Source organism: Pseudomonas sp. GM17 (genome assembly GCF_000282175.2).
GTDB lineage: Bacteria > Pseudomonadota > Gammaproteobacteria > Pseudomonadales > Pseudomonadaceae > Aquipseudomonas > Aquipseudomonas chlororaphis.
Window position 1 is genome coordinate 1,775,568 of sequence record NZ_CP124732.1, and the last position, 22,548, is coordinate 1,798,115.

28 protein-coding genes are annotated in these 22,548 nt (G+C 61.2%); 17 read left to right on the top strand and 11 right to left on the bottom strand.

Going from position 1 to position 22,548, the window contains the following annotated elements; all coding sequences use genetic code 11:
- Positions 1 to 234: 234 nt before the first annotated feature.
- Genes PMI20_RS07850 through PMI20_RS07870 form a run of 5 tightly spaced genes read left to right on the top strand, consistent with a single transcriptional unit; the run spans position 235 to position 4,015 of the window.
- Positions 235 to 630, top strand: a complete 396-nt coding sequence (locus PMI20_RS07850) for a hypothetical protein (RefSeq protein WP_007929895.1) — start codon at positions 235 to 237, stop codon at positions 628 to 630.
- Positions 623 to 1,999, top strand: a complete 1,377-nt coding sequence (locus PMI20_RS07855; protein ID WP_007929894.1) for a class II fumarate hydratase — start codon at positions 623 to 625, stop codon at positions 1,997 to 1,999. Before PMI20_RS07850 ends, PMI20_RS07855 begins: the two co-directional genes overlap by 8 nt.
- Before the next feature lie 27 nt (positions 2,000 to 2,026).
- Positions 2,027 to 2,476: a DUF2753 family protein gene (locus PMI20_RS07860; protein WP_007929886.1), complete on the top strand. Its 450-nt coding sequence runs from the start codon at positions 2,027 to 2,029 to the stop codon at positions 2,474 to 2,476.
- A gap of 1 nt (position 2,477) precedes the next feature.
- Entirely contained in the window at positions 2,478 to 3,089 is a 612-nt protein-coding gene (locus PMI20_RS07865) for a superoxide dismutase (RefSeq protein ID WP_007929885.1), read from the top strand.
- A 32-nt stretch (positions 3,090 to 3,121) separates the two neighbouring features.
- A complete protein-coding gene (locus PMI20_RS07870) occupies positions 3,122 to 4,015 on the top strand; it encodes a ZIP family metal transporter (RefSeq protein WP_007929884.1) in 894 nt (297 codons plus the stop codon).
- A gap of 31 nt (positions 4,016 to 4,046) precedes the next feature.
- Here PMI20_RS07870 and PMI20_RS07875 read toward each other — a convergent pair whose 3' ends face one another.
- The 10 genes from PMI20_RS07875 to PMI20_RS07920 form a co-directional block, all read right to left on the bottom strand.
- Entirely contained in the window at positions 4,047 to 4,319 is a 273-nt protein-coding gene (locus PMI20_RS07875; RefSeq protein WP_007929877.1) for an HPr family phosphocarrier protein, read from the bottom strand.
- 16 nt (positions 4,320 to 4,335) lie between these two features.
- Complete coding sequence (rapZ, locus tag PMI20_RS07880) at positions 4,336 to 5,193, bottom strand: RNase adapter RapZ (protein ID WP_007929875.1); 858 nt, start codon at positions 5,191 to 5,193, stop codon at positions 4,336 to 4,338.
- 2 nt (positions 5,194 to 5,195) lie between these two features.
- Positions 5,196 to 5,660, bottom strand: coding sequence for a PTS IIA-like nitrogen regulatory protein PtsN (ptsN, locus tag PMI20_RS07885; protein ID WP_007929873.1), 465 nt, complete (start codon positions 5,658 to 5,660; stop codon positions 5,196 to 5,198).
- A gap of 12 nt (positions 5,661 to 5,672) precedes the next feature.
- Entirely contained in the window at positions 5,673 to 5,978 is a 306-nt protein-coding gene (gene hpf / locus PMI20_RS07890) for a ribosome hibernation-promoting factor, HPF/YfiA family (protein ID WP_007929872.1), read from the bottom strand.
- Positions 5,979 to 6,057: 79 nt separating this feature from the next.
- On the bottom strand, positions 6,058 to 7,551 hold the full coding sequence (locus PMI20_RS07895; protein ID WP_009042194.1) for an RNA polymerase factor sigma-54: 1,494 nt from the start codon (positions 7,549 to 7,551) through the stop codon (positions 6,058 to 6,060).
- A 182-nt stretch (positions 7,552 to 7,733) separates the two neighbouring features.
- Positions 7,734 to 8,459: an LPS export ABC transporter ATP-binding protein gene (gene lptB / locus PMI20_RS07900; RefSeq protein WP_007929870.1), complete on the bottom strand. Its 726-nt coding sequence runs from the start codon at positions 8,457 to 8,459 to the stop codon at positions 7,734 to 7,736.
- Positions 8,459 to 9,004 carry a lipopolysaccharide transport periplasmic protein LptA gene (lptA, locus tag PMI20_RS07905; RefSeq protein WP_007929869.1) on the bottom strand — a complete coding sequence of 182 codons (546 nt, stop codon included), beginning with the start codon at positions 9,002 to 9,004 and terminating at the stop codon, positions 8,459 to 8,461. Before lptA ends, lptB begins: the two co-directional genes overlap by 1 nt.
- Positions 8,991 to 9,563, bottom strand: a complete 573-nt coding sequence (gene lptC / locus PMI20_RS07910) for an LPS export ABC transporter periplasmic protein LptC (RefSeq protein ID WP_007929868.1) — start codon at positions 9,561 to 9,563, stop codon at positions 8,991 to 8,993. The genes lptA and lptC overlap by 14 nt, the downstream gene beginning before the upstream one ends.
- A gap of 8 nt (positions 9,564 to 9,571) precedes the next feature.
- The gene (locus PMI20_RS07915; RefSeq protein ID WP_007929867.1) at positions 9,572 to 10,096 is read right to left on the bottom strand and encodes a KdsC family phosphatase; all 525 of its coding nucleotides are present in this window, start codon (positions 10,094 to 10,096) and stop codon (positions 9,572 to 9,574) included.
- Positions 10,096 to 11,070, bottom strand: coding sequence for a KpsF/GutQ family sugar-phosphate isomerase (locus PMI20_RS07920; protein ID WP_007929866.1), 975 nt, complete (start codon positions 11,068 to 11,070; stop codon positions 10,096 to 10,098). Before PMI20_RS07920 ends, PMI20_RS07915 begins: the two co-directional genes overlap by 1 nt.
- A 275-nt stretch (positions 11,071 to 11,345) precedes the next feature.
- On the opposite strand from PMI20_RS07920, the gene PMI20_RS07925 reads away from it, so the two are divergent.
- The 10 genes from PMI20_RS07925 (at position 11,346) to hisC (ending at position 19,310) form a co-directional block, all read left to right on the top strand.
- Positions 11,346 to 12,155 carry an ATP-binding cassette domain-containing protein gene (locus PMI20_RS07925; RefSeq protein WP_007929865.1) on the top strand — a complete coding sequence of 270 codons (810 nt, stop codon included), beginning with the start codon at positions 11,346 to 11,348 and terminating at the stop codon, positions 12,153 to 12,155.
- Positions 12,155 to 12,952 (top strand): lipid asymmetry maintenance ABC transporter permease subunit MlaE, encoded by a 798-nt coding sequence (gene mlaE, locus PMI20_RS07930; protein WP_007929864.1) that lies wholly within the window; start codon positions 12,155 to 12,157, stop codon positions 12,950 to 12,952. The genes PMI20_RS07925 and mlaE overlap by 1 nt, the downstream gene beginning before the upstream one ends.
- A complete protein-coding gene (mlaD, locus tag PMI20_RS07935; RefSeq protein ID WP_007929863.1) occupies positions 12,952 to 13,419 on the top strand; it encodes an outer membrane lipid asymmetry maintenance protein MlaD in 468 nt (155 codons plus the stop codon). The genes mlaE and mlaD overlap by 1 nt, the downstream gene beginning before the upstream one ends.
- Positions 13,420 to 13,429: 10 nt before the next feature.
- Positions 13,430 to 14,083 (top strand): MlaC/ttg2D family ABC transporter substrate-binding protein, encoded by a 654-nt coding sequence (locus PMI20_RS07940; protein WP_007929862.1) that lies wholly within the window; start codon positions 13,430 to 13,432, stop codon positions 14,081 to 14,083.
- A complete protein-coding gene (locus PMI20_RS07945) occupies positions 14,080 to 14,385 on the top strand; it encodes an STAS domain-containing protein (protein WP_007929861.1) in 306 nt (101 codons plus the stop codon). Before PMI20_RS07940 ends, PMI20_RS07945 begins: the two co-directional genes overlap by 4 nt.
- A gap of 115 nt (positions 14,386 to 14,500) precedes the next feature.
- Positions 14,501 to 14,752: a BolA family protein gene (locus PMI20_RS07950; RefSeq protein WP_007929860.1), complete on the top strand. Its 252-nt coding sequence runs from the start codon at positions 14,501 to 14,503 to the stop codon at positions 14,750 to 14,752.
- 22 nt (positions 14,753 to 14,774) lie between these two features.
- On the top strand, positions 14,775 to 16,040 hold the full coding sequence (murA, locus tag PMI20_RS07955) for a UDP-N-acetylglucosamine 1-carboxyvinyltransferase (RefSeq protein WP_007929859.1): 1,266 nt from the start codon (positions 14,775 to 14,777) through the stop codon (positions 16,038 to 16,040).
- 127 nt (positions 16,041 to 16,167) lie between these two features.
- Positions 16,168 to 16,803 (top strand): ATP phosphoribosyltransferase, encoded by a 636-nt coding sequence (gene hisG, locus PMI20_RS07960; protein WP_007929858.1) that lies wholly within the window; start codon positions 16,168 to 16,170, stop codon positions 16,801 to 16,803.
- Between the two features lie 123 nt (positions 16,804 to 16,926).
- Entirely contained in the window at positions 16,927 to 18,255 is a 1,329-nt protein-coding gene (hisD, locus tag PMI20_RS07965; protein ID WP_007929857.1) for a histidinol dehydrogenase, read from the top strand.
- Positions 18,256 to 18,257: 2 nt separating this feature from the next.
- Entirely contained in the window at positions 18,258 to 19,310 is a 1,053-nt protein-coding gene (gene hisC, locus PMI20_RS07970) for a histidinol-phosphate transaminase (RefSeq protein ID WP_007929856.1), read from the top strand.
- 53 nt (positions 19,311 to 19,363) lie between these two features.
- On the opposite strand, the gene algW is transcribed toward hisC, so the two are convergent.
- Positions 19,364 to 20,518 carry a Do family serine endopeptidase AlgW gene (gene algW / locus PMI20_RS07975; protein WP_007929855.1) on the bottom strand — a complete coding sequence of 385 codons (1,155 nt, stop codon included), beginning with the start codon at positions 20,516 to 20,518 and terminating at the stop codon, positions 19,364 to 19,366.
- Between the two features lie 102 nt (positions 20,519 to 20,620).
- On the opposite strand from algW, the gene PMI20_RS07980 reads away from it, so the two are divergent.
- Positions 20,621 to 21,379: a Nif3-like dinuclear metal center hexameric protein gene (locus tag PMI20_RS07980; RefSeq protein WP_007929854.1), complete on the top strand. Its 759-nt coding sequence runs from the start codon at positions 20,621 to 20,623 to the stop codon at positions 21,377 to 21,379.
- A gap of 249 nt (positions 21,380 to 21,628) precedes the next feature.
- The gene (gene cysD, locus PMI20_RS07985; protein ID WP_007929849.1) at positions 21,629 to 22,546 is read left to right on the top strand and encodes a sulfate adenylyltransferase subunit CysD; all 918 of its coding nucleotides are present in this window, start codon (positions 21,629 to 21,631) and stop codon (positions 22,544 to 22,546) included.
- Positions 22,547 to 22,548: the final 2 nt, after the last annotated feature.

The following is a 22,548-nucleotide window of genomic DNA, read 5'->3' on the forward strand; positions in this document are numbered from 1 at the left end:
CAGCGAAAGCGCGCGTCCCGTCCGGGGCGCGCGCTTTTTTATTGCCCGGTTTTTTTGAACGTTGACGATCCAGGTAGGAGCGAGCTTGCTCGCGAAGCGCATTGCTTGGCGCCGCATCCTTGTCTGAAAAAACGCTATCGCGAGCAAGCTCGCTCCTACAGGGAGGGGGGGCGAGCTTGTTTTGATTCTCAATATCATATAATAATAAATCTCATTATCGAATGAGCCCAGGTCATGAGTTCTGCCTTGCACGAGCAGCCTTACCTCGAAAGCTGGCGTTGGATGAGTCGCCAGATCCGTTGTGCCCTCGATCCGGACGAGCCGCGCCTGATCGAGCATTACCTGGCCGAAGGGCGCTATCTGGCGTGTTGCACCGCCACCTCGCCCTGGCTGATCGCCGAAACTTCATTCCGCCTGCTGCTCGATACCGCCACCGATACCGCGCTGCCCTGGCATTGGCGCAGCCAGTGCCTGGACCAGGCCTGGCGCCCGTTGCGTGACCTGGAACGCCTGTCTTTCTGCAAATGCCGGCTCAAACGCTGGCAAAGCCATGCCTGGCAACTGGCGACTTGCTCGTTGCTGCCATCCATTCCCCTTATCGAACTGGTGCAAGGATTTCCCGATGAGTAATACCCGTATCGAACGCGACAGCATGGGCGAACTGCATGTTCCGGAGCAGGCGCTGTATGGCGCACAGACCCAGCGCGCGGTGGATAACTTTCCCATCAGCCACCAGCGCATGCCGGCGCAGTTCATCCGCGCGCTGATCCTGGCCAAGGCGGCCGCGGCCAAGGCCAACGTTGAACTCAAGCAACTGAGCGAATCCCAGGGCAAGGCCATAGTCGATGCTGCCCAGGGCTTGCTGGAAGGCGACTTCATGCAGCATTTCCCGGTGGATATCTTCCAGACCGGGTCCGGCACCAGTTCCAACATGAACGCCAACGAAGTCATTGCCACCCTGGCCAGCCGTTTGCTCGGCGAACCGGTCAACCCCAACGACCATGTGAACTGCGGGCAGAGCAGCAACGACATCATTCCGACCACCATCCACGTCAGCGCCGCGCTGGGCTTGCACGAACAACTGCTGCCGGCGCTGGTGCACCTGGTGCAAGTCATCGAGCGCAAGGCGGTCGAGGTCCATCCCTTCATCAAGACCGGCCGCACCCACCTGATGGACGCGATGCCAGTGCGTATGAGCCAGGTGCTGGAAGGCTGGGCGCAGCAGCTCAAGGCCAATATCGGTCACCTGCAGGATCTGCTGCCGAGCCTGCAATCCCTGGCGCAGGGTGGCACGGCCGTGGGCACCGGGATCAACGCTCACCCGCAGTTCGCCGCGGGTTTCAGCCGGCAGTTGAGCAGCCTGACCCAGGTGCAGTTCACCCCAGGCAAGAACCTGTTCGCCCTGATCGGCTCCCAGGACACCGCGGTGGCGGTCTCGGGCCAGCTCAAGGCTATCGCGGTCACCTTGATGAAGATCGCCAACGACCTGCGCTGGATGAACTCCGGGCCGTTGGCCGGCCTCGGCGAAATCGAGCTGGAAGGGCTGCAACCGGGGTCTTCGATCATGCCTGGCAAGGTCAACCCGGTGATTCCGGAGGCCACGGCGATGGTGGCGGCCCAGGTGATCGGCAACGACACCACGATCACGGTGGCGGGGCAGTCGGGCAACTTCGAGCTGAACGTCATGCTGCCGATCATCGCCCAGAACCTGTTGAGCAGCATCGAGTTGCTGGCCAATTCCAGCCGCCTGCTGGCGGACAAGGCGATTGCCAGCTTCAAGGTCAACGAGCCCAAGCTCAAGGAGGCGCTGTCGCGCAACCCGATCCTGGTCACGGCGCTCAACCCGATCATCGGCTACCAGAAGGCCGCTGAAATCGCCAAGACCGCCTACAAGCAGGGGCGCCCGGTGATCGATGTCGCCCTTGAACACACTGATCTGTCACGCAGCCAGCTGGAGATCCTGCTCGACCCGGAAAAACTCACCGCGGGCGGCGTGTAAATCCCGACATTGCTTTGGAGGTTCACCATGGAGCACTGGAAACGCACGATCGAAAGGGCAAATCGTTTCTTCATGCAGGGCGACCTGGTGGATGCCCGCGAGTATTACTTGCAGGCCCTGGCCCTGGCGCAGGTGTTGTTCGAGCGCTGGAGCGATGCCGACGAAGCGGTGGCGGCCTGTGTCATCTCCCATCACAACCTGGCGGACCTGCACCTGCGCCTGAACCAGCCGGAGGAGAGCGCGGAGTACCTCTGCGCCATCCATCAGCGGTTGTTGCAGACCATGCAGGACAGCCGCCTGGCGCCGGCGCTGCGGGAAGCCGCGCTGCGCCAGAGCAGCAAGACTTACGTCGAGTTACTCAACTTCATCAGTGAGCACGGTGAATACCCCCGTACGCATCGCCTGCTGGAGAGCAATGTCGCGCAATCGACTGCCGGCACCGCGACCCCGAATGCCCCTCATTACGGAGCACATTGATATGTCCTTTACCTTGCCTGCATTGCCCTACGCCTACGACGCCCTGGAACCGCACATCGATGCGCAGACCATGGAAATTCACTACACCAAGCATCACCAGACCTACATCAACAACCTCAACGCGGCCGTGGAAGGCACCGAATGGGCCGACTGGTCGGTGGAAAAACTGGTGGCCGGGGTCCAGCAATTGCCGGAGAAGCTGCGTGCAGCGGTGATCAACCAGGGCGGTGGTCACGCCAACCATTCGCTGTTCTGGGCGGTGATGGCGCCGAGCGGCGGAGGCAAGCCAAGCGGTGCGCTGGGCCAGGCGATCGACGAGCAGCTGGGCGGTTTCGAGAGTTTCAAGGAGGCCTTCACCAAGGCCGCGCTCACGCGTTTTGGCAGCGGTTGGGCCTGGCTCAGCGTGACCCCGCAAAAGACCCTGGTCGTCGAGAGCAGCGGCAACCAGGACAGCCCGTTGATGAACGGCAATACCCCGATTCTCGGTCTGGACGTGTGGGAGCACGCCTATTACCTGCGTTACCAGAACCGGCGGCCGGAATACATCAATGCGTTCTACAACGTGATCAATTGGCCTGAAGTAGCCCAGCGCTATCAGGCCGCACTGGTTTGAGCCCCCTCCTGTAAAAAGACCTAAGGCTGACTATGGGCACTGAAACACTGACGATCAGCAGCGGGCGGATGTTTCGTTACGCATTCGGTTCGCTGTTGCTGTTGGCGGGTACTGCATTGCTGGTTGCCCAGGGCTTGTCCTGGCTGGACCTGGAGCCGCGCTTGTTGCGTGCATTGCAGGGTGGGGCGGTCTGTGCCCTGGGAACCGCGCTGGGGGCAGTACCAGTGTTGGTCATTCGCAAGATGCCGCTGGCGCTGAGTGACACCCTGTTGGGATTCGGCGCCGGGGTGATGCTGGCGGCTACGGCCTTTTCGTTGATCGTGCCCGGGATCGCCGCGGCGGAAAAACTCGGACTGTCGCTCTGGGCTTCGAGTGGCCTGATCAGCTTCGGCATCATGCTCGGTGCTTTGGGGTTGTTTCTGGTGGACCGCAAAGTCTCGGGAGGCAACCCGGAGAAACTGGTGGGCACCCTTGAGCATCCGGTCATCCCGCCGCGAATCTGGCTGTTTGTGTTTGCCATCATCGCCCACAACATTCCCGAAGGAATGGCCGTAGGTGTTTCCGCGGGTGGCGGAATGCCGGAGGCGGACAGCCTGGCCATGGGCATCGCCTTGCAGGATGTGCCGGAAGGCCTGGTGATTGCTTTGGTGTTGGCTGGCGCCGGCATGTCCAGGGTCAAGGCATTCCTGATCGGCGCCGCTTCAGGCCTGGTGGAGCCCGTGTTCGCGTTGCTTTGTGCGTGGCTGGTGAGCTTGGCCGAGATGCTGTTGCCGCTCGGGCTGGCGTTGGCGGCGGGGGCGATGCTGCTGGTGGTGACCCATGAAGTGATTCCCGAATCCCGACGCAACGGTCATGAGAAGCTGGCCAGCCTGGGCTTGTGTGTCGGCTTTTGCCTGATGATGGTCATGGATACGGCACTCGCTTGAGTGCTTTTGCGGCAGGTTTGCCTTGCCGACCTTACTCGCCTTCGTCGAAGAAGTTGTTGATCAGTGCCACCAGCGCTTCCAGCGCCTCCTGCTCCTGTTCGCCTTCGGTCTTCAGGTGAATCCTGGTGCCCTTGCCGGCGGCCAGCATCATCATTGCCATGATGCTCTTGCCGTCGACCATCGACTCCGGCGTTCTCCCTGCGCGGATCTGGCAAGGAAACTGACCGGCCACGCCGACGAACTTTGCCGAGGCACGGGCATGCAGGCCCAGTTTGTTGATGATTTCAATTTCCAGAGCAGGCATCGCGGGGTAGATCCTTTCAGCTAAGGTCGCGGTGGCGAACCTGGACGTTCTTCAGGGACTTTTGCAGGACTTGGCCCAAGCGTTCGGTCAGGTAGACCGAGCGATGGTGGCCGCCCGTGCAGCCAATGGCAATAGTGACGTAGGCGCGGTTGCTGGCGGCGAAACGGGGCAACCATTTCAGCAGGTAGCTGGAGATGTCCTGGAACATTTCCTCGACGTCCGGCTGGGCGGCCAGGTATTCGGCAACCGGCTGGTCGAGCCCGGACTGGGCACGCAACTCGGGTTTCCAGTACGGGTTGGGCAGGCAGCGCACATCGAACACCAGGTCGGCATCGACCGGCATGCCACGCTTGAATCCGAAAGACTCCACCAGAAAGGCGGTGCCCGGCTCCGGTTGGTTCAACAGGCGCAACTTGATGGTATCGCGCAGTTGATACAGGTTCAGGTTGGTGGTGTTGACCTTGAGATCGGCCAGGTCGGCGATCGGTCCCAGCAGGTGGCTTTCGTCCTGGATCGCCTCGGCCAGCGAGCGATTGTTGCTGCTCAAGGGGTGGCGGCGGCGGGTTTCGGAAAAGCGCTTGAGCAGGGTTTCTTCGTCAGCATCCAGGTACAGCACATCGCACTGGATATGCCGGCTGCGGACTTCCTCGAGCAGTTCGGGGAAGCGTGACAGGTGGCTGGGCAGGTTGCGGGCGTCGATCGACACGGCGACCAGGGGCTGTGTCAGTTCGGTGTGGATCAACGCCCGTTCGGCCAGCTCGGGCAACAGCCCGGCCGGCAGGTTGTCGATGCAGTAATAGCCATTGTCCTCGAGTACATCGAGGGCGGTGCTTTTACCTGAGCCGGACCGGCCGCTGACGATGATCAAGCGCATGATTACTGACCGTTCTGTTCGTCCAGGACAACCTTGTACAAGGCTTCGTTGCTGGTGGCGCTGCGCAGTTTGTCGCGCACTTCTTTGCGGTCCAGCATGCTGGCAATCTGCCGGAGCAGTTCCAGGTGCGCATCGGTGGCGGCTTCCGGGACCAGCAGTACGAACAGCAGGTCGACCGGTGCGCCGTCGATGGCGTCGAAATCGATGGGAGCGTCCAGGTGCATCAGGGCACTGATGGGCGACTCACAGCCTTTGAGGCGGCAGTGTGGAATGGCGATGCCGTTGCCAAAACCGGTAGAGCCCAGTTTTTCACGGGCAATCAGGCTTTCGAAGACATCTTGCATCTCCAGATCAGGCACTTCGCGGCTGATCAGGTTGGCAATTTGTTCGAGGGCGCGTTTTTTACTGCCGCCCGGCACGTTCACTAGGGAACGGCCGGGGGTCAGGATGCTTTCAAGTCGGATCATGGGAGGGGAGTGTTAGCGACCCGTGCCTTGGAGAAGGTGGAGTTGCTTTTCCTTATGCTTTTTCAGTTGGCGGTCAAGCTTGTCCGTGAGCAAGTCGATTGCGGCATACATGTCGTCATGCTCTGCATTGGCGACGACTTCCCCACCATGGATGTGCAGCGTGGCCTCGATTTTCTGCTTCAGTTTTTCGACGGCCAGCGTTACCTGCACATTGGTAATCTTGTCAAAGTGCCGCTCAAGTCGGTCGAGTTTTTCGCCGATGTAAGCGCGCAGAGGTTCGGTCACTTCCAGTTGGTGTCCACTGATGTTGACTTGCATACAGCTTCTCCTTCGTTGCCAGTGCATAAAGCGGCAGGTCGATTGACCTGCCACTGGAACGCTGTGGCGAGCCCGGCGGCTACATCAACCGCTTCCGTTCGCTGGAAGGCGCGATCCCCAGGGATTCACGGTACTTGGCGACGGTACGACGGGCTACCTGAATGCCTTGTGCCTCCAGTAAACCAGCGATCTTGCTGTCACTCAACGGCTTTTTCTGATTTTCCGCGGCGACCAGTTTTTTGATGATCGCGCGGATCGCCGTGGACGAGCATTCACCGCCTTCGGAGGTACTTACGTGGCTGGAGAAAAAGTATTTCAGTTCATAAATGCCCCGTGGGGTATGCATGAATTTTTGCGTGGTCACCCGTGAAATCGTCGACTCGTGCATGCCGACTGCTTCGGCGATGTCATGCAGGACCAACGGTTTCATCGCCTCATCGCCGTACTCGAGGAAGCCGCGCTGATGCTCGACGATCTGGGTGGCGACTTTCATCAGGGTTTCGTTACGGCTCTGCAGGCTCTTGATGAACCAGCGGGCTTCCTGCAACTGGTTGCGCATGAAGGTGTTGTCGGCGCTGGTGTCGGCGCGCCGCACGAAGCCGGCGTACTGTGGGTTGACACGCAGGCGCGGCACGGACTCCTGGTTCAACTCCACCAACCAGCGTTCGTTGTCCTTGCGCACTATGACGTCGGGGACCACGTATTCGGCTTCGGTGGATTCGATTTGCGAGCCCGGCCGTGGGTTGAGGCTCTGTACCAGTTCGATGACTTGGCGCAGCTCGTCTTCCTTGAGCTTCATGCGCCGCATCAGCTGGCTGTAGTCGCGGCTGCCGAGCAGGTCGATGAAGTCGCTGACCAGGCGCTTGGCTTCAGTCAGCCAAGGGGTCTTGGCAGGCAGCTGGCGCAGTTGCAGCAGCAGGCATTCGCCCAGGTTGCGGGCGCCGATGCCGGCGGGTTCGAATTGCTGGATACGATGCAGGACAGCCTCGATTTCGTCGAGTTCGATGTCCAGTTCCGGATCGAAGGCTTCGAGAATTTCCTCGAGGGTTTCGTCCAGATAGCCTTGATTGTTGATGCAGTCGATCAGGGTCACGGCGATCAGGCGATCGGTGTCGGACATGGGCGCCAGGTTCAACTGCCAGAGCAGATGGCTCTGCAGGCTTTCGCCGGCCGAGGTGCGGGTGGTGAAATCCCACTCGTCGTCATCGTTGCTGGGCAGGCTGCTGGCGCTGGTCTGGTAGACGTCTTCCCAGGCGGTGTCGACCGGCAGGTCGTTGGGAATGCGTTCGTTCCATTCGCCGTCCTCGAGGTTGTCCACCGTCGGGGCGGTTTCCTGGTAGGAGGGTTCCTGGATATCGGTATTGGGTTTCTGCTCGGCGTTGTCGGCCAGCGGATCGGTGTTATCGAAGTCGTCGCCTTCTTCCTGGCGCTCGAGCATCGGGTTGGACTCCAGGGCCTCCTGGATTTCCTGTTGCAGGTCCAGGGTCGACAATTGGAGCAGGCGGATGGCCTGTTGCAGCTGCGGTGTCATCGTCAGCTGCTGGCCCATTCTGAGGACTAGCGATGGTTTCATGGCAGGGGCTTAACACCTTATTCGCCGGCGCACATGCGCCATCCACTACAGGGCGCGTGAGCGCCAAACATAAGCAAATTATATGCCTGAAACTGAAGTGTTTGCCTAGAGCGCTGTAACAATAAAAACAGCAGGGTTTTATTGGGGCGGGCGCTCTGGCGACCAGCCAAACACCTCAGGGCTTACAGGCGGAACTCATGGCCCAGGTAAACTTCCTTGACCAGCTCGTTGGCGAGGATGGTTTCGGCGTCGCCTTCGGCGATCAGTTGACCGTCGTTGACGATGTAGGCGGTTTCGCAGATATCCAGGGTTTCACGGACGTTGTGGTCGGTGATGAGCACGCCGATACCCTTGGCCTTCAGGTGATGAATGATCTGCTTGATGTCGCCTACCGAGATCGGGTCCACGCCGGCGAAAGGTTCGTCGAGCAGGATGAACTTGGGGGCGGTGGCCAGGGCGCGAGCGATTTCCACGCGGCGACGTTCACCACCGGAAAGGCTCATGCCCAGGTTGTCGCGAATGTGGTTGATGTGGAACTCCTGCAGCAGGCTTTCCAGCTCCTGGCGACGGCCGGCCTTGTCGAGCTCCTTGCGGGTCTCGAGGATGGCCATGATGTTGTCGGCCACCGAAAGCTTGCGGAAGATCGAGGCTTCCTGCGGCAGGTAGCCGATCCCGGCACGGGCGCGGCCGTGCATCGGCTGGTGGCTGACATCCAGGTCGTCGATCAGGATGCGACCCTGATCGGCCTGGACCAGGCCGACGATCATGTAGAAGCAGGTGGTCTTGCCGGCGCCGTTAGGGCCGAGCAGGCCGACGATCTGGCCGCTGTCGATGGACAGGCTGACGTCACGCACGACCTGGCGGCTCTTGTAGCTCTTGGCCAGGTGCTGAGCTTTCAGAGTTGCCATTACTGGGCCTTTTCGTCAGTTTTCTTTTTCGGCTGGATGACCATGTCGATCCGTGGGCGCGACTCGGTGACCTTGCTGCCGGTAGCGCGACCGGCGCTGGCCAGCTTCTTGTTGGTGTCGTAGACGATTTTCTCGCCCTGGGTGATGTTGCCGTCCTTGTCGACGACTTTGGCGCGGTCGATCAGTACGACGCGGTTCTGCGCGGCGTGGTACTGGATGGTCACACCGTAGCCCTGGACCGGCTTGGTGTCGCCCTGGGTTTGAATCTGCTCGAAGTAGGCCAGGTTGCCCACCGAGGTCACCACGTCGATATCACCGGTCTGGGTGCGGGTGATGGTCACGGTATTGCCGGTCACCTTCATCGAGCCCTGGGTGATGATCACGTCGCCTCTGTAGGTGGCTACGCCATTCTTGTCGTCCAGTTGAGCGTCGTCGGCCTGGATGCGGATCGGTTGCTGGCTATCGTTCGGCAGAGCCCAGGCGCTCACGCTTCCCAGTGCTGCGCCCAGACCGAGCAAAATAGGGAGGGTTTTAACGAGCCTCATACTGTCCTCTTACGTTCGATAGCAGGTTCATCCTGCCGTCTTTCAAATACGCTTTCATTCCCTTGCCAGTCGTCACGCCGCCGGCGCCGTCGATTCTAACGTCTTGATCGGTCTGCGCATATTGCTTCTGCGGGAATACTGTCATGCGGGTCGTGGTGATCAGCAGGTTGCGATTTTTCTCGTCGGTGCGCGAAACCCGTACCGAATCGATCAACTCGACCTCGGTGCCGTCCGGGTTGACTTCGCCGCGCTCGCTCTGGACATGCCAAGGGAAGGCGGTGCCGCGATACATCTGCAGGTCCGGCTTGGTCAGCAGGGTCACCTCGGTGGCCTTGAGGTGCTCGACCTTGTCGGAAGTCATTTCGTACTGCAGCTTGCCGTCGGGCAGGTACTGCACGCTACGGGCGTTGATGGCGTAGTAGTCGATGGCGCTTTCGTCGACCTGCGCGACCGGCTTGTCGAGGAAGCGTTCCGGGCTGATGTTCCAGTACCCCACCGCCAGGAACAGCACGGTGATGATGCCGAAGATCAGTATGTTGCGAATCTTTTTGCTCAGCATGGGAGGCTCTATAAGTAGGCGGCGTGGGCTGCTTCAAGGCTGCCTTGGGCGCGCAGGATCAACTCGCAGAACTCGCGGGCGGCGCCTTCGCCGCCACGGGCCTGGGTGACGCCATGGGCGTGTTCACGGACAAAACTGGCGGCATTGGCGACAGCCATGCCCAGGCCGACCCGGCGGATCACTGGCAGGTCGGGCAGGTCGTCGCCCAGGTAGGCGACCTGTTCATAGCTTAGGCCCAGTTGGGCAAGAAGCCCGTCCAGCACCACCAGTTTGTCTTCGCGACCCTGAAACAGGTGGGGGATCCCCAGGTTTTTCGCCCGACGCTCGACCACCGGGGTTTTGCGGCCGCTGATGATCGCCGTCTGCACGCCCGTGGCCATCAGCATCTTGATGCCCTGGCCGTCGAGGGTGTTGAAGGTCTTGAATTCGCTGCCGTCTTCGAGGAAGTACAGGCGACCGTCGGTCAGTACACCGTCGACGTCGAATACCGCCAGCTTGATGTTCTTGCCGCGTTGCAGCAGATCCGTGCTCATTACATGACTCCCGCGCGCAGCAGGTCGGACAGGTTGAAGGCGCCGATCGGGCGATCGTCCTTGTCCACCACGACCAGTGCGTTGATTCGATTGTCCTCCATGATCTTCAGGGCTTCGGCCGCGAGCATTTCGGCGCGGGCGGTCTTGCCGTGAACGGTCATGACTTCATCGATGGTGGTGTGGTGGATGTCGATGGTGCGGTCCAGGGTGCGGCGCAGGTCGCCATCAGTGAAAACCCCCGCCAGGCGCCCGTCGGCCTCGACAATGACGGTCATGCCCAGGCCCTTGCGGGTCATTTCCATCAAGGCGTCCTTGAGCAGCGTGCCACGCTGGACCTGCGGCAGTTGCTCGCCGGCATGCATGACGTTCTCGACTTTCAGCAGCAGGCGCCGACCCAGCGCGCCGCCCGGATGGGAGAAGGCGAAGTCTTCGGCGGTAAAGCCGCGGGCTTCCAGCAGCGCCACGGCCAGGGCATCGCCCATGACCAGGGCGGCGGTGGTCGAGGAGGTCGGAGCCAGGTTCAGCGGGCAGGCCTCTTGCTCGACCTGGACGTTGAGGTTGACCTCGGCGGCCTTGGCCAGTGGCGAATCAGGGTTGCCGGTGATGCTGATCAACTGGATGCCCAGGCGCTTGATCAGCGGCAACAGGGTCACGATTTCATTGGTCGAGCCGGAGTTGGACAGGGCCAGGATCACATCGTCCCGGGTAATCATGCCCATGTCGCCATGGCTGGCTTCGGCCGGATGGACAAAAAACGCGGTGGTGCCGGTGCTGGCCAGGGTGGCGGCGATCTTGTTGCCGATGTGCCCGGACTTGCCCATGCCGACCACTACTACGCGGCCTTTGCTGGCCAGAATCATCTCGCAAGCGCGTACGAAATCTGCGTCGATATGTGGCAGCAAGCCTTGTACGGCTTCTATCTCGAGGCGGATGGTGCGTTGTGCCGATTGAATCAGGTCGCTGGATTGGCTCATGTCAGAAATCGTATAGCCTGATGAAAAGGCGGCGATTATAGCGGTAATGATCGATTCCCTCACGCAAGTTCGTCAGCCTTTGTCCTTCTATAGGTAGGAATTGTCCTGTAAAGCCTGTTTTAGGCTGTCGTGATCCTGAACGCGGATGGCTTCGGCCTTGGGGGCTCCGTATCAGCAGTGATATAGTTCGCCGCCAGTTCGGCCTGCCCTGGGTGCATGTACTCCCGGCAGGGAGCCAAGCGTCCGAGTGAGAGGCTGCATCGCAAGGAGTTTAGATGAGTGCCGATAACGCCTACGCGGTCGAGCTGAAGGGACTGTCCTTCAAGCGCGGTGCGCGCAGCATCTTCAATAATGTCGATATCCGTATTCCGCGGGGCAAGGTCACCGGCATCATGGGGCCTTCCGGTTGCGGCAAGACCACGCTCCTGCGGTTGATGGGCGCGCAATTGCGTCCCAGCAACGGTGAAGTCTGGGTCAATGGCCAGAACCTGCCCAAATTGTCGCGCGGTGATCTGTTCGACGCCCGCAAGCAGATGGGCGTGCTGTTCCAGAGCGGTGCGCTGTTCACCGATCTCGATGTGTTCGAGAACGTCGCCTTTCCGCTGCGCGTTCATACCCAGCTGCCGGATGAAATGATCCGCGATATCGTCCTGCTCAAGTTGCAGGCGGTCGGGTTGCGCGGTGCCATCGACTTGATGCCCGACGAGCTGTCCGGTGGCATGAAGCGTCGCGTGGCCCTGGCCCGGGCCATCGCCCTGGACCCGCAGATCCTCATGTACGACGAGCCATTCGTAGGCCAGGACCCCATTGCCATGGGCGTGCTGGTGCGTCTGATCCGTCTGCTCAACGACGCGCTGGGTATCACCAGCATCGTGGTTTCCCATGACCTGGCGGAAACCGCGAGCATCGCCGACTACATCTATGTGGTGGGCGATGGCCAGGTGCTGGGGCAGGGCACGCCCGACGAGCTGATGGATTCCGATAACCCGCGGATCCGCCAGTTCATGAAAGGCGACCCCGACGGTCCGGTACCCTTTCACTTTCCAGCGCCGGACTACCGCGCAGATCTTCTGGGGAAGCGCTGATGCGCAAAGTATCTTTATTGGAGCGAATTCGTCTGTTCGGCCACTCGGGCATCGACGTTCTCGCGGTGCTCGGGCGTTCGAGCCTGATGCTGTTTCATGTGTTGTTCGGCCGCGGCAGTATCGGCGGCGGCTTCGGCTTGCTGGTCAAGCAGTTGCATTCGGTGGGCGTAATGTCCCTGGTGATCATCGTGGTCTCCGGGATATTCATCGGCATGGTACTGGCGCTGCAGGGCTTCAATATCCTGTCCAGCTACGGTTCGGAGCAAGCGGTGGGGCAGATGGTGGCCCTGACCTTGTTGCGTGAGTTGGGGCCGGTGGTCACGGCATTGCTCTTCGCCGGCCGGGCCGGTTCGGCGCTGACCGCGGAAATCGGCAACATGAAAGCCACCGAGCAGCTCTCCAGTCTGGAGATGATCGGTGTCGACCCGCTCAAATACATTATCGCGCCACGGTTGTGGGCCGGTTTCATTTCCCTGCCGTTGCTGGCGATCATTTTCAGCGTGGTGGGCATCTGGGGCGGTTCGTGGGTGGCCGTCGACTGGCTGGGAGTCTATGAAGGTTCCTACTGGTCGAACATGCAAAACAGCGTGACGTTCAGCGATGACGTGCTCAATGGCATCATCAAGAGCATCGTTTTCGCCTTTGTCGTGACCTGGATCGCCGTATTCCAAGGCTATGACTGCGAGCCCACTTCAGAGGGGATCAGTCGTGCCACTACCAAGACCGTTGTGTACGCCTCGTTGGCCGTACTCGGCCTGGACTTTATTCTGACCGCCTTGATGTTTGGAGATTTCTGATGCAAAACCGCACCCTGGAAATCGGTGTCGGCCTTTTCCTGCTGGCTGGCATCCTGGCTTTGTTGTTGCTTGCCTTGCGGGTCAGTGGCTTGTCCCCGACCTCGAGCACCGATACTTATAAACTTTACGCATATTTCGACAATATCGCCGGTTTGACGGTCAGAGCTAAAGTGACCATGGCCGGTGTGACCATCGGCAAGGTCACGGCTATCGATCTGGACCGCGACAGTTTCACCGGTCGGGTCACGCTGCAGTTGGAAAAACGCGTAGATAACCTGCCGACCGACTCCACTGCATCTATCCTGACCGCTGGGTTGCTCGGCGAGAAATACATTGGTATCAGCGTCGGCGGCGAAGACACGTTGCTCAAGGATGGCGGGACCATCCACGACACCCAGTCTTCACTGGTGCTTGAGGACCTGATCGGTAAATTCCTGCTCAATACCGTTAGCAAAGACGCCAAATGAGGATTTTTTCATGATCTCTACCTTGCGACGTAGCCTGTTGGTATTACTGGCGGCGTTGCCGTTGATGGCTCACGCCGTGGCGGCGCCTTCCGCGCATGATCTGGTACAGGACACCACCAACCGTCTGCTGGCCGACCTGGCCGCCAACAAAGAAAAGTACAAACAGGACCCGCAGGACTTTTATACGGCGCTGAACAGCATCGTGGGTCCGGTCGTGGATGCCGAAGGTATTTCCAAGAGCATCATGACGGTCAAGTACTCGCGTAAAGCCACGCCGGAACAGATGCGCACCTTTGAAGAGAACTTCAAGAAGGGCCTGTTCCAGTTCTACGGCAACGCCTTGCTGGAGTACAACAACCAGGGCATCGTCGTTGACCCTGCCAGGGACGAGTCGGGTGACCGTACCAGCGTCGGCATGACGGTCAAGGGCAGCAATGGCGCGATCTATCCCGTGTCGTACACGCTGGAGAAGATCAATGGTGAGTGGAAGCTGCGCAACGTGATCATCAACGGCATCAATATCGGCAAGCTGTTCCGCGATCAGTTCGCCGATGCCATGCAGCGCAACGGCAATGACCTGGACAAGACCATCAACAACTGGGCTGGCGAAGTGGCCAAGGCCAAGGAATCGACCGAAAACTCTCCAGAGAAGGTCGTGAAATGAGTGAGTCGGCCGTCCGTCTGGGTGAAGCCGGCGAACTGCTGATCAGCGGTGTGCTGGACTATCGTTCCGGCCCGGGCCTGCGCAAGCAGGGGCAGGCCCTGATCGCCTCCAGCACCGCGGCGGCGCTGGTGCTCGACTGTTCTGCGGTGGAGAAGTCCAGCAGCGTCGGCTTGTCGTTGCTGCTGGCCTTCATGCGCGATGCCGCGGCAGCCGGCAAGGCCGTCAGCATCCGTGCGTTACCTGAAGACATGCGCGAAATCGCCGAGGTTTCCGGTTTGACCGAGCTGCTGGCGCAGCCTTAGCAACCCATCGACAAGCAAGCCCCCCGTCAGAGTCCTGCTATGCGGGGTTCGCAGGCGCGGGGCTTTTTTGTATGATGTCCGACCCGCGCGCACAGGGCGCCGATTGAGGTTGAGCATGCAGGCCAACGAAGTGAAGAGCTTCCTTGAAGGAAAGCTGTCCGAGACTCTTTCATCCGTTCAGGTAGAAGTTGAGGGCGAAGGCTGCAACTTTCAGCTGAACGTGATCAGTGACGAACTGGTGGCCTTGAGTCCGGTCAAGCGTCAGCAGAGCATCTATGCCCATTTGAACCCGTGGATCGCCGATGGCAGCATCCATGCGGTCACTATGAAATTTTTCAGCAGCGCGGCTTGGGCCGAGCGCACCTGAGCCCAAGGGCGTCGAGATTATTATGGATAAATTGATTATTACCGGCGGCGTTCGTCTTGATGGCGAAATCCGCATTTCCGGGGCAAAGAACTCTGCCCTGCCGATTCTGGCTGCAACCCTGCTGTGCGATGGCCCGGTCACGGTCGCCAACCTGCCGCACCTGCACGACATCACCACCATGATCGAGCTGTTCGGTCGCATGGGCATCGAGCCTGTGATCGACGAGAAACTCAGCGTCGAAATCGATCCACGCACCATCAAGACCCTGGTCGCGCCGTATGAGCTGGTCAAGACCATGCGTGCCTCGATCCTGGTGCTGGGCCCGATGGTTGCCCGTTTCGGCGAAGCCGAAGTCGCGCTGCCTGGCGGTTGCGCCATCGGTTCGCGTCCGGTCGACCTGCACATCCGCGGCCTGGAAGCCATGGGCGCGGTGATCGACGTCGAAGGTGGCTACATCAAGGCCAAGGCGCCTGAAGGCGGCCTGCGCGGCGCGCATTTCTTCTTCGATACCGTGAGTGTGACCGGTACCGAGAACATCATGATGGCAGCGGCCCTGGCCAAGGGGCGCAGCGTGCTGCAGAACGCCGCCCGCGAACCGGAAGTGGTCGACCTGGCAAACTTCCTCAATGCCATGGGCGCCAAGGTTTCCGGCGCCGGTACCGACACCATCACCATCGACGGTGTCGAGCGCCTGCACTCGGCGACCTACAAGGTCATGCCGGACCGTATCGAGACCGGCACCTACCTGGTCGCCGCTGCCGTGACCGGTGGCCGCGTGAAGGTCAAGGACACCGATCCGACCATCCTCGAGGCCGTCCTGGAAAAACTCAAGGAATCCGGCGCCGAAGTCACCACCGGCGAGGACTGGATCGAGCTGAACATGCACGGCAAGCGTCCGAAGGCGGTCAACGTGCGTACCGCGCCGTACCCGGCGTTCCCGACCGACATGCAGGCCCAGTTCATTTCCCTCAACGCCATTGCCGAAGGCACTGGCGCGGTGATCGAGACCATCTTCGAAAATCGCTTCATGCACGTTTACGAACTGCACCGCATGGGCGCGAAGATCCAGGTCGAAGGCAACACCGCCATCGTCACCGGTACCGAAATCCTCAAGGGCGCCCCTGTCATGGCCACCGACCTGCGGGCTTCGGCCAGCCTGGTGATCTCGGCCCTGATGGCCGAAGGCGACACCCTGATCGATCGCATCTACCACATCGACCGTGGTTACGAGTGCATCGAAGAGAAGCTGCAGATGCTCGGCGCCAAGATCCGCCGCGTACCGGGCTAGTTTGCGTGATGGGCACAGGGACGTGCCCCAAGGTTTCGTTCCAAGTCGAGCCTGTGTTCAGGCTCGATGCGTGTCTGGCTCCATTTGCGACCGGGCATGAGTATCCTGATAAGGACTTACGTTTCCCATGTTGACCATCGCACTGTCCAAGGGCCGCATCCTTGATGACACCTTGCCGCTTCTGGCTGAAGCCGGCATCGTGCCCACCGAGAATCCGGACAAGAGCCGCAAGCTGATCATCCCCACGACCCAGGCCGACGTGCGCTTGCTGATCGTGCGCGCCACCGACGTGCCGACCTATGTCGAACATGGTGCCGCCGACCTCGGCGTTGCCGGCAAAGATGTGCTGATGGAATACGGCGGCCAGGGCCTGTACGAGCCACTGGACCTGCAGATCGCCCAGTGCAAGCTGATGACCGCCGGTGCCATCGGCGCTGTCGAGCCCAAGGGCCGCCTGCGCGTCGCCACCAAGTTCGTCAACGTTGCCAAGCGCTACTACGCCGAGCAGGGCCGCCAGGTCGACATCATCAAGCTGTACGGCTCGATGGAGCTGGCGCCGCTGATCGGTCTGGCGGACAAGATCATCGACGTGGTCGACACCGGCAACACCCTGCGGGCCAACGGCCTGGAGCCCCAGGAGCTGATTTCCATGATCAGTTCCCGTCTGGTGGTCAACAAGGCCTCCATGAAAATGCAGCACGCCCGCATCCAGGCACTGATCGACACCCTGCGCAAAGCAGTGGAGTCGCGACACCGCGGTTGATTCACTCGCGCGGCGCTAGCCGCGCCCGTCTATCCGTGTCATAGCCAATTTTCTCAGGTGCCCGCGCGAATGGACTGGTAGCTTAGGGTGCCTGAGCATTAGCCATTCAATGAGGCCCTCGCTATGACCGCTCCCACTGCAATTCGCCGACTCAACGCTGCTGACCCGGATTTCGCGCATCATCTGGATCATCTGCTGAGCTGGGAAAGTGTGTCTGACGACTCGGTCAATCAGCGGGTGCTGGACATCATCAAGGCGGTGCGCGAGCGCGGCGACGCGGCGCTGGTGGAATTCACCCAGCGTTTCGACGGCCTGCAAGTGGCATCCATGGCCGACCTGATCCTGCCGCGCGAGCGCCTGGAACTGGCCCTGACCCGGATCACCCTGGCCCAGCGCGAAGCCCTGGAAAAAGCCGCAGCGCGGGTGCGCAGCTACCACGAAAAACAGAAGCAGGACTCCTGGAGCTACACCGAGGCCGACGGCACGGTGCTGGGCCAGAAGGTCACGCCGCTGGACCGCGCCGGCCTGTATGTGCCGGGTGGCAAGGCGTCTTATCCCTCCTCGGTGTTGATGAATGCCATCCCGGCCAAGGTGGCGGGCGTCACCGAGGTGGTGATGGTGGTGCCGACCCCGCGTGGCGAGGTCAATGAACTGGTGCTGGCCGCGGCCTGCATCGCCGGCGTCGACCGGGTGTTCACCATCGGTGGCGCCCAGGCCGTTGCCGCCCTGGCCTACGGTACCGAGAGCGTGCCGCAGGTGGACAAGGTGGTCGGCCCGGGCAACATCTATGTGGCCACCGCCAAGCGTCACGTGTTCGGCCAGGTGGGTATCGACATGATCGCCGGCCCTTCGGAGATCCTGGTGGTATGCGACGGCCAGACCGACCCAGACTGGATCGCCATGGACCTGTTCTCCCAGGCCGAGCACGACGAAGACGCCCAGGCGATCCTGGTCAGCCCGGACGCCGCGTTCCTCGACCAGGTCGCCGCCAGCATCGCCAAGCTGCTGCCGACCATGGAGCGCGCACAAATCATCAATACCTCGATCAACGGCCGTGGCGCGCTGATCCAGGTGCGCGACATGCAGCAGGCCATCGACGTGGCCAACCGCATCGCTCCGGAGCACCTCGAGCTGTCCGTCGCCGATCCGCAGGCCTGGCTGCCGCAGATCCGCCACGCTGGCGCGATCTTCATGGGCCGTCACACTTCCGAGGCCCTGGGCGACTACTGCGCGGGCCCGAACCACGTGTTGCCGACTTCCGGCACGGCGCGTTTTTCCTCGCCGCTGGGGGTGTACGACTTCCAGAAACGTTCGTCGATCATTTTCTGCTCGGAGCAGGGCGCCTCCGAACTGGGCAAGACTGCCTCGGTGCTGGCCCGTGGCGAGTCGCTGAGCGCCCACGCCCGCAGTGCGGAATACCGGATCATCGCTGACCAGGAACAGGGGCAATAAGCATGAGTAAATTCTGGAGTCCGTTCGTCAAGGACTTGGTGCCCTACGTGCCGGGCGAACAGCCGAAGCTGACCAAACTGGTCAAGCTCAACACCAACGAAAACCCTTACGGCCCGTCGCCCAAGGCGCTGGCCGCGATGCAGGGCGAACTGAACGACAACCTGCGCCTGTACCCGGACCCCAACAGCGACCTGCTCAAGCAGGCGGTGGCCCGCTATTACGGGGTACAGAGCAACCAGGTGTTCCTCGGCAACGGTTCCGACGAAGTGCTGGCGCACATCTTCCACGGCTTGCTGCAGCACGACCGGCCGCTGCTGTTCCCGGATATCAGCTACAGCTTCTATCCGGTGTATTGCGGCCTGTACGGCATCGACTTCGAGGCGCTGCCGCTGGATGAGCAGTTCCAGATCCGCCCAGCCGATTACGCCAGGCCGAACGGCGGGATCATCTTCCCCAACCCGAACGCGCCGACCGGTTGCCTGCTGGCCCTGGAGGCCGTCGAGCAGATCCTCAAGGCCAGCCCGGATTCGGTCGTGGTGGTGGACGAGGCGTACATCGACTTCGGCGGTGAAACCGCCATCAGCCTGGTGGACCGCTATCCCAACCTGCTGGTGACCCAGACCCTGTCCAAGTCCCGTTCGCTGGCTGGCCTGCGGGTCGGCCTGGCGGTGGGGCATCCGGACCTGATCGAAGCGCTGGAGCGGATCAAGAACAGCTTCAACTCCTACCCGCTGGATCGCCTGGCGATTGTTGGCGCCGCGGCGGCGTTCGACGATCGCGAGTACTTCGCCAAGACCTGCCAGCTGGTGATCGACAGTCGCGAGCAGGTGGTGGCGCAGTTGCGCGGCAAGGGCTTTGAGGTGCTGCCGTCGGCCGCCAACTTCATCTTTGCCCGTCATCCACAACACGATGCGGCGGGCCTGGCGGCCAAGCTGCGGGAGCAGGGGGTGATTGTCCGGCACTTCAAGCAGGAGCGGATTGCCCAGTTCCTGCGGATCAGCATCGGTACGCCGGAGCAGAACCAGGCCCTGATCGACGGCCTGGGCGAGCTGTAAGCCCTATCGCCAGCCAGCTCGCTCCAATAGGAGAGAGCTGGCTGGCGATGCTTTTATTCTTTTTCCTTGACCGGCGCCGGTGGCGGGCGCAGGCCGATTTCGGCGGTGAGCTTGAGCTCCTTGCCGTTGCGCATCACCTGGATGCTGACCTTGTCGCTGGGTTTGATCCGCGCCACCTGGTTCATCGAGCGACGGCCATCGCCGGCCGGTTCGCCATCGATGCTGAGAATCACGTCACCCAACTGCATGCCGGCCTTTTGCGCCGGACCGTCGCGGAAAATCCCCGCCACCACGATGCCCGGGCGCCCGGACAAGCCGAACGATTCGGCCAGTTCCTGGGTCAGCGGCTGCACCTCGATACCCAGCCAGCCACGAATCACCTGGCCGTGCTCGATGATCGACTTCATCACCTCCATGGCCAGCTTGATCGGGATGGCGAAGCCAATGCCCTGGGAACCGCCGGACTTGGAGAAGATCGCCGTGTTGATCCCGGTCAGGTTGCCGTTGGCATCCACCAGTGCGCCGCCGGAGTTGCCCGGGTTGATCGCCGCGTCGGTCTGGATGAAGTCTTCGTAGTTGTTCAGGCCCAGCTGATTGCGCCCGGTGGCGCTGATGATGCCCATGGTCACGGTCTGGCCGACCCCGAACGGGTTGCCGATGGCCAGGGTCACGTCGCCGATGCGGATGCTGTCGGAGCGCCCGACGGTGATCGAAGGCAGGTTCTTCAGGTCGATCTTGAGGACCGCCAGGTCGGTTTCCGGATCGCTGCCGATCACATGGGCCAGGGTTTCACGACCGTCCTTGAGCGCCACCACAATCTGTTCGGCGCCGGCGGTCACGTGGTTGTTGGTCAGCAGATAACCTTCGGGACTCATGATCACCCCGGAACCCAGGCTCGATTCCATGCGCTGCTGCTTGGGCAGGTTGTCGCCGAAGAAGCGGCGGAACTGCGGGTCCTCGAACAACGGGTGCGCCGGTTTGTTGATGACCTTGGTGGTGTACAGGTTGACCACCGCCGGCGCGGCGATTGCCACGGCATCGGCATAGGACACCGGGCCTTGTCGAAGCGCCTTGGTTTGTGGGGCTTGCTGCAGGTTGACGTCCAGGCTGGGCAGGCCGACCCATTGCGGGTAGCGCTGAATTATCAGCAACGCGATAAGCACGCCGGCCAACAGTGGCCAGCCAAAAAAACGCAGAGCCTTGAGCATTGAGCAAGTCCTGAGAGGTTGCAGGCCGCCCGGGACGGCCCATAATGTCGCGCATTATACGAGGCCGCGCGCGCCTCTGAACGGGATATTTAGGAGTCTTTTATGGCCGTTGCCCTGAGCACTCTGGTAGAGGAAGCGGACCGCTACCTGGGCAGTTCGCGAATCGCTGATTACTGCCCCAATGGCCTGCAGGTCGAAGGCCGGCCACAGGTGATGCGCATCGTCAGCGGCGTCACGGCCAGCCAGGCATTGCTCGATGCCGCGGTGGAGGCCAATGCCGATCTGGTGCTGGTGCATCACGGCTATTTCTGGAAAGGCGAGAACCCCTGTATCACCGGCATGAAGCAGCGTCGGCTGAAAACCCTGCTCAAGCACGATATCAGCCTGCTGGCCTATCACCTGCCGCTGGACCTGCACCCGGATGTCGGCAATAACGTGCAGCTGGCGCGGCAGCTGGATATCACCGTGGAAGGCCCGCTGGACCCGGACAACCTGAAGATCGTCGGGCTGGTCGGCTCCCTTGCCGAGCCCATGACCGCGCGGGACTTCGCGCGCAAGGTCCAGGAGGTGATGGGGCGCGAGCTGCTGGTGGTCGAAGGCAGCAAGATGATCCGGCGTGTCGGCTGGTGCACCGGTGGCGGCCAGGGCTACATCGACCAGGCGGTGCTGGCCGGGGTCGATCTGTACCTGAGCGGTGAGGCCTCGGAGCAGACCTTCCACAGCGCCCGGGAAAACGACATCAGTTTCATCGCCGCCGGCCATCACGCCACCGAGCGTTACGGCGTGCAGGCGCTAGGGGATTACCTGGCCCGCCGCTTCGCCCTCGAACACTTGTTCATCGACTGCCCGAACCCTATATAAAGCCTTGTCCTGTAGCCGCTGCCGCAGGCTGCACCAAGGCCCGCAGGGCCTTCAAGAGCACGCCTGCTGCGCAGTCGATCGCAGCCTGCGGCAGCGGCTACAGAGAGGCGTAAACACAGCAAACAGGCGGGTATATTCATATACCGTTTCGATCTAGCTGGCGTCCTGATTAGAAGAGGTCGCTGTGCTAGCATGCCCCGCTCGAACACGGCCCGCAGGCCGTCCATAAGAAAGCTTTCGTGAGTAGCCATGGTCGACAAACTGACGCATCTGAAACAGCTGGAGGCGGAAAGCATCCACATCATCCGCGAGGTGGCCGCCGAGTTCGACAACCCGGTGATGCTGTACTCCATCGGTAAAGACTCCGCCGTGATGCTGCACCTGGCGCGCAAGGCGTTCTTCCCGGGCAAGCTGCCGTTTCCGGTGATGCACGTCGACACCCAGTGGAAATTCCAGGAGATGTACAAGTTCCGCGATCGCATGGTCGAAGAGCTGGGCCTGGAACTGATCACCCACGTCAACCCGGAAGGCGTTGCGCAGGGCATCAACCCCTTCACCCACGGCAGTGCCAAGCACACCGACATCATGAAAACCGAGGGCCTCAAGCAGGCGCTGGACAAGTACGGTTTCGATGCGGCGTTCGGCGGTGCCCGGCGTGACGAAGAGAAATCCCGCGCCAAGGAGCGCGTGTACTCGTTCCGCGACAGCAAGCATCGCTGGGACCCGAAGAACCAGCGCCCTGAGCTGTGGAACGTCTACAACGGCAAGGTCAACAAGGGCGAGTCGATCCGCGTCTTCCCGCTGTCGAACTGGACCGAGCTGGACATCTGGCAATACATCTATCTGGAAGGCATCCCGATCGTGCCGCTGTACTTCGCCGCCGAGCGCGAAGTGATCGAGAAGAACGGCACCCTGATCATGATCGACGACGAGCGCATCCTCGAGCACCTCTCCGACGAGGAGAAGGCCCGCATCGTCAAGAAGAAGGTGCGTTTCCGTACCCTTGGCTGCTACCCGTTGACGGGCGCGGTGGAGTCCGAGGCCGAAAGCCTGACGGACATCATTCAGGAAATGCTCCTGACGCGAACTTCCGAGCGCCAGGGCCGGGTCATCGATCACGATGGCGCCGGTTCCATGGAAGACAAGAAACGTCAGGGCTATTTCTAAGT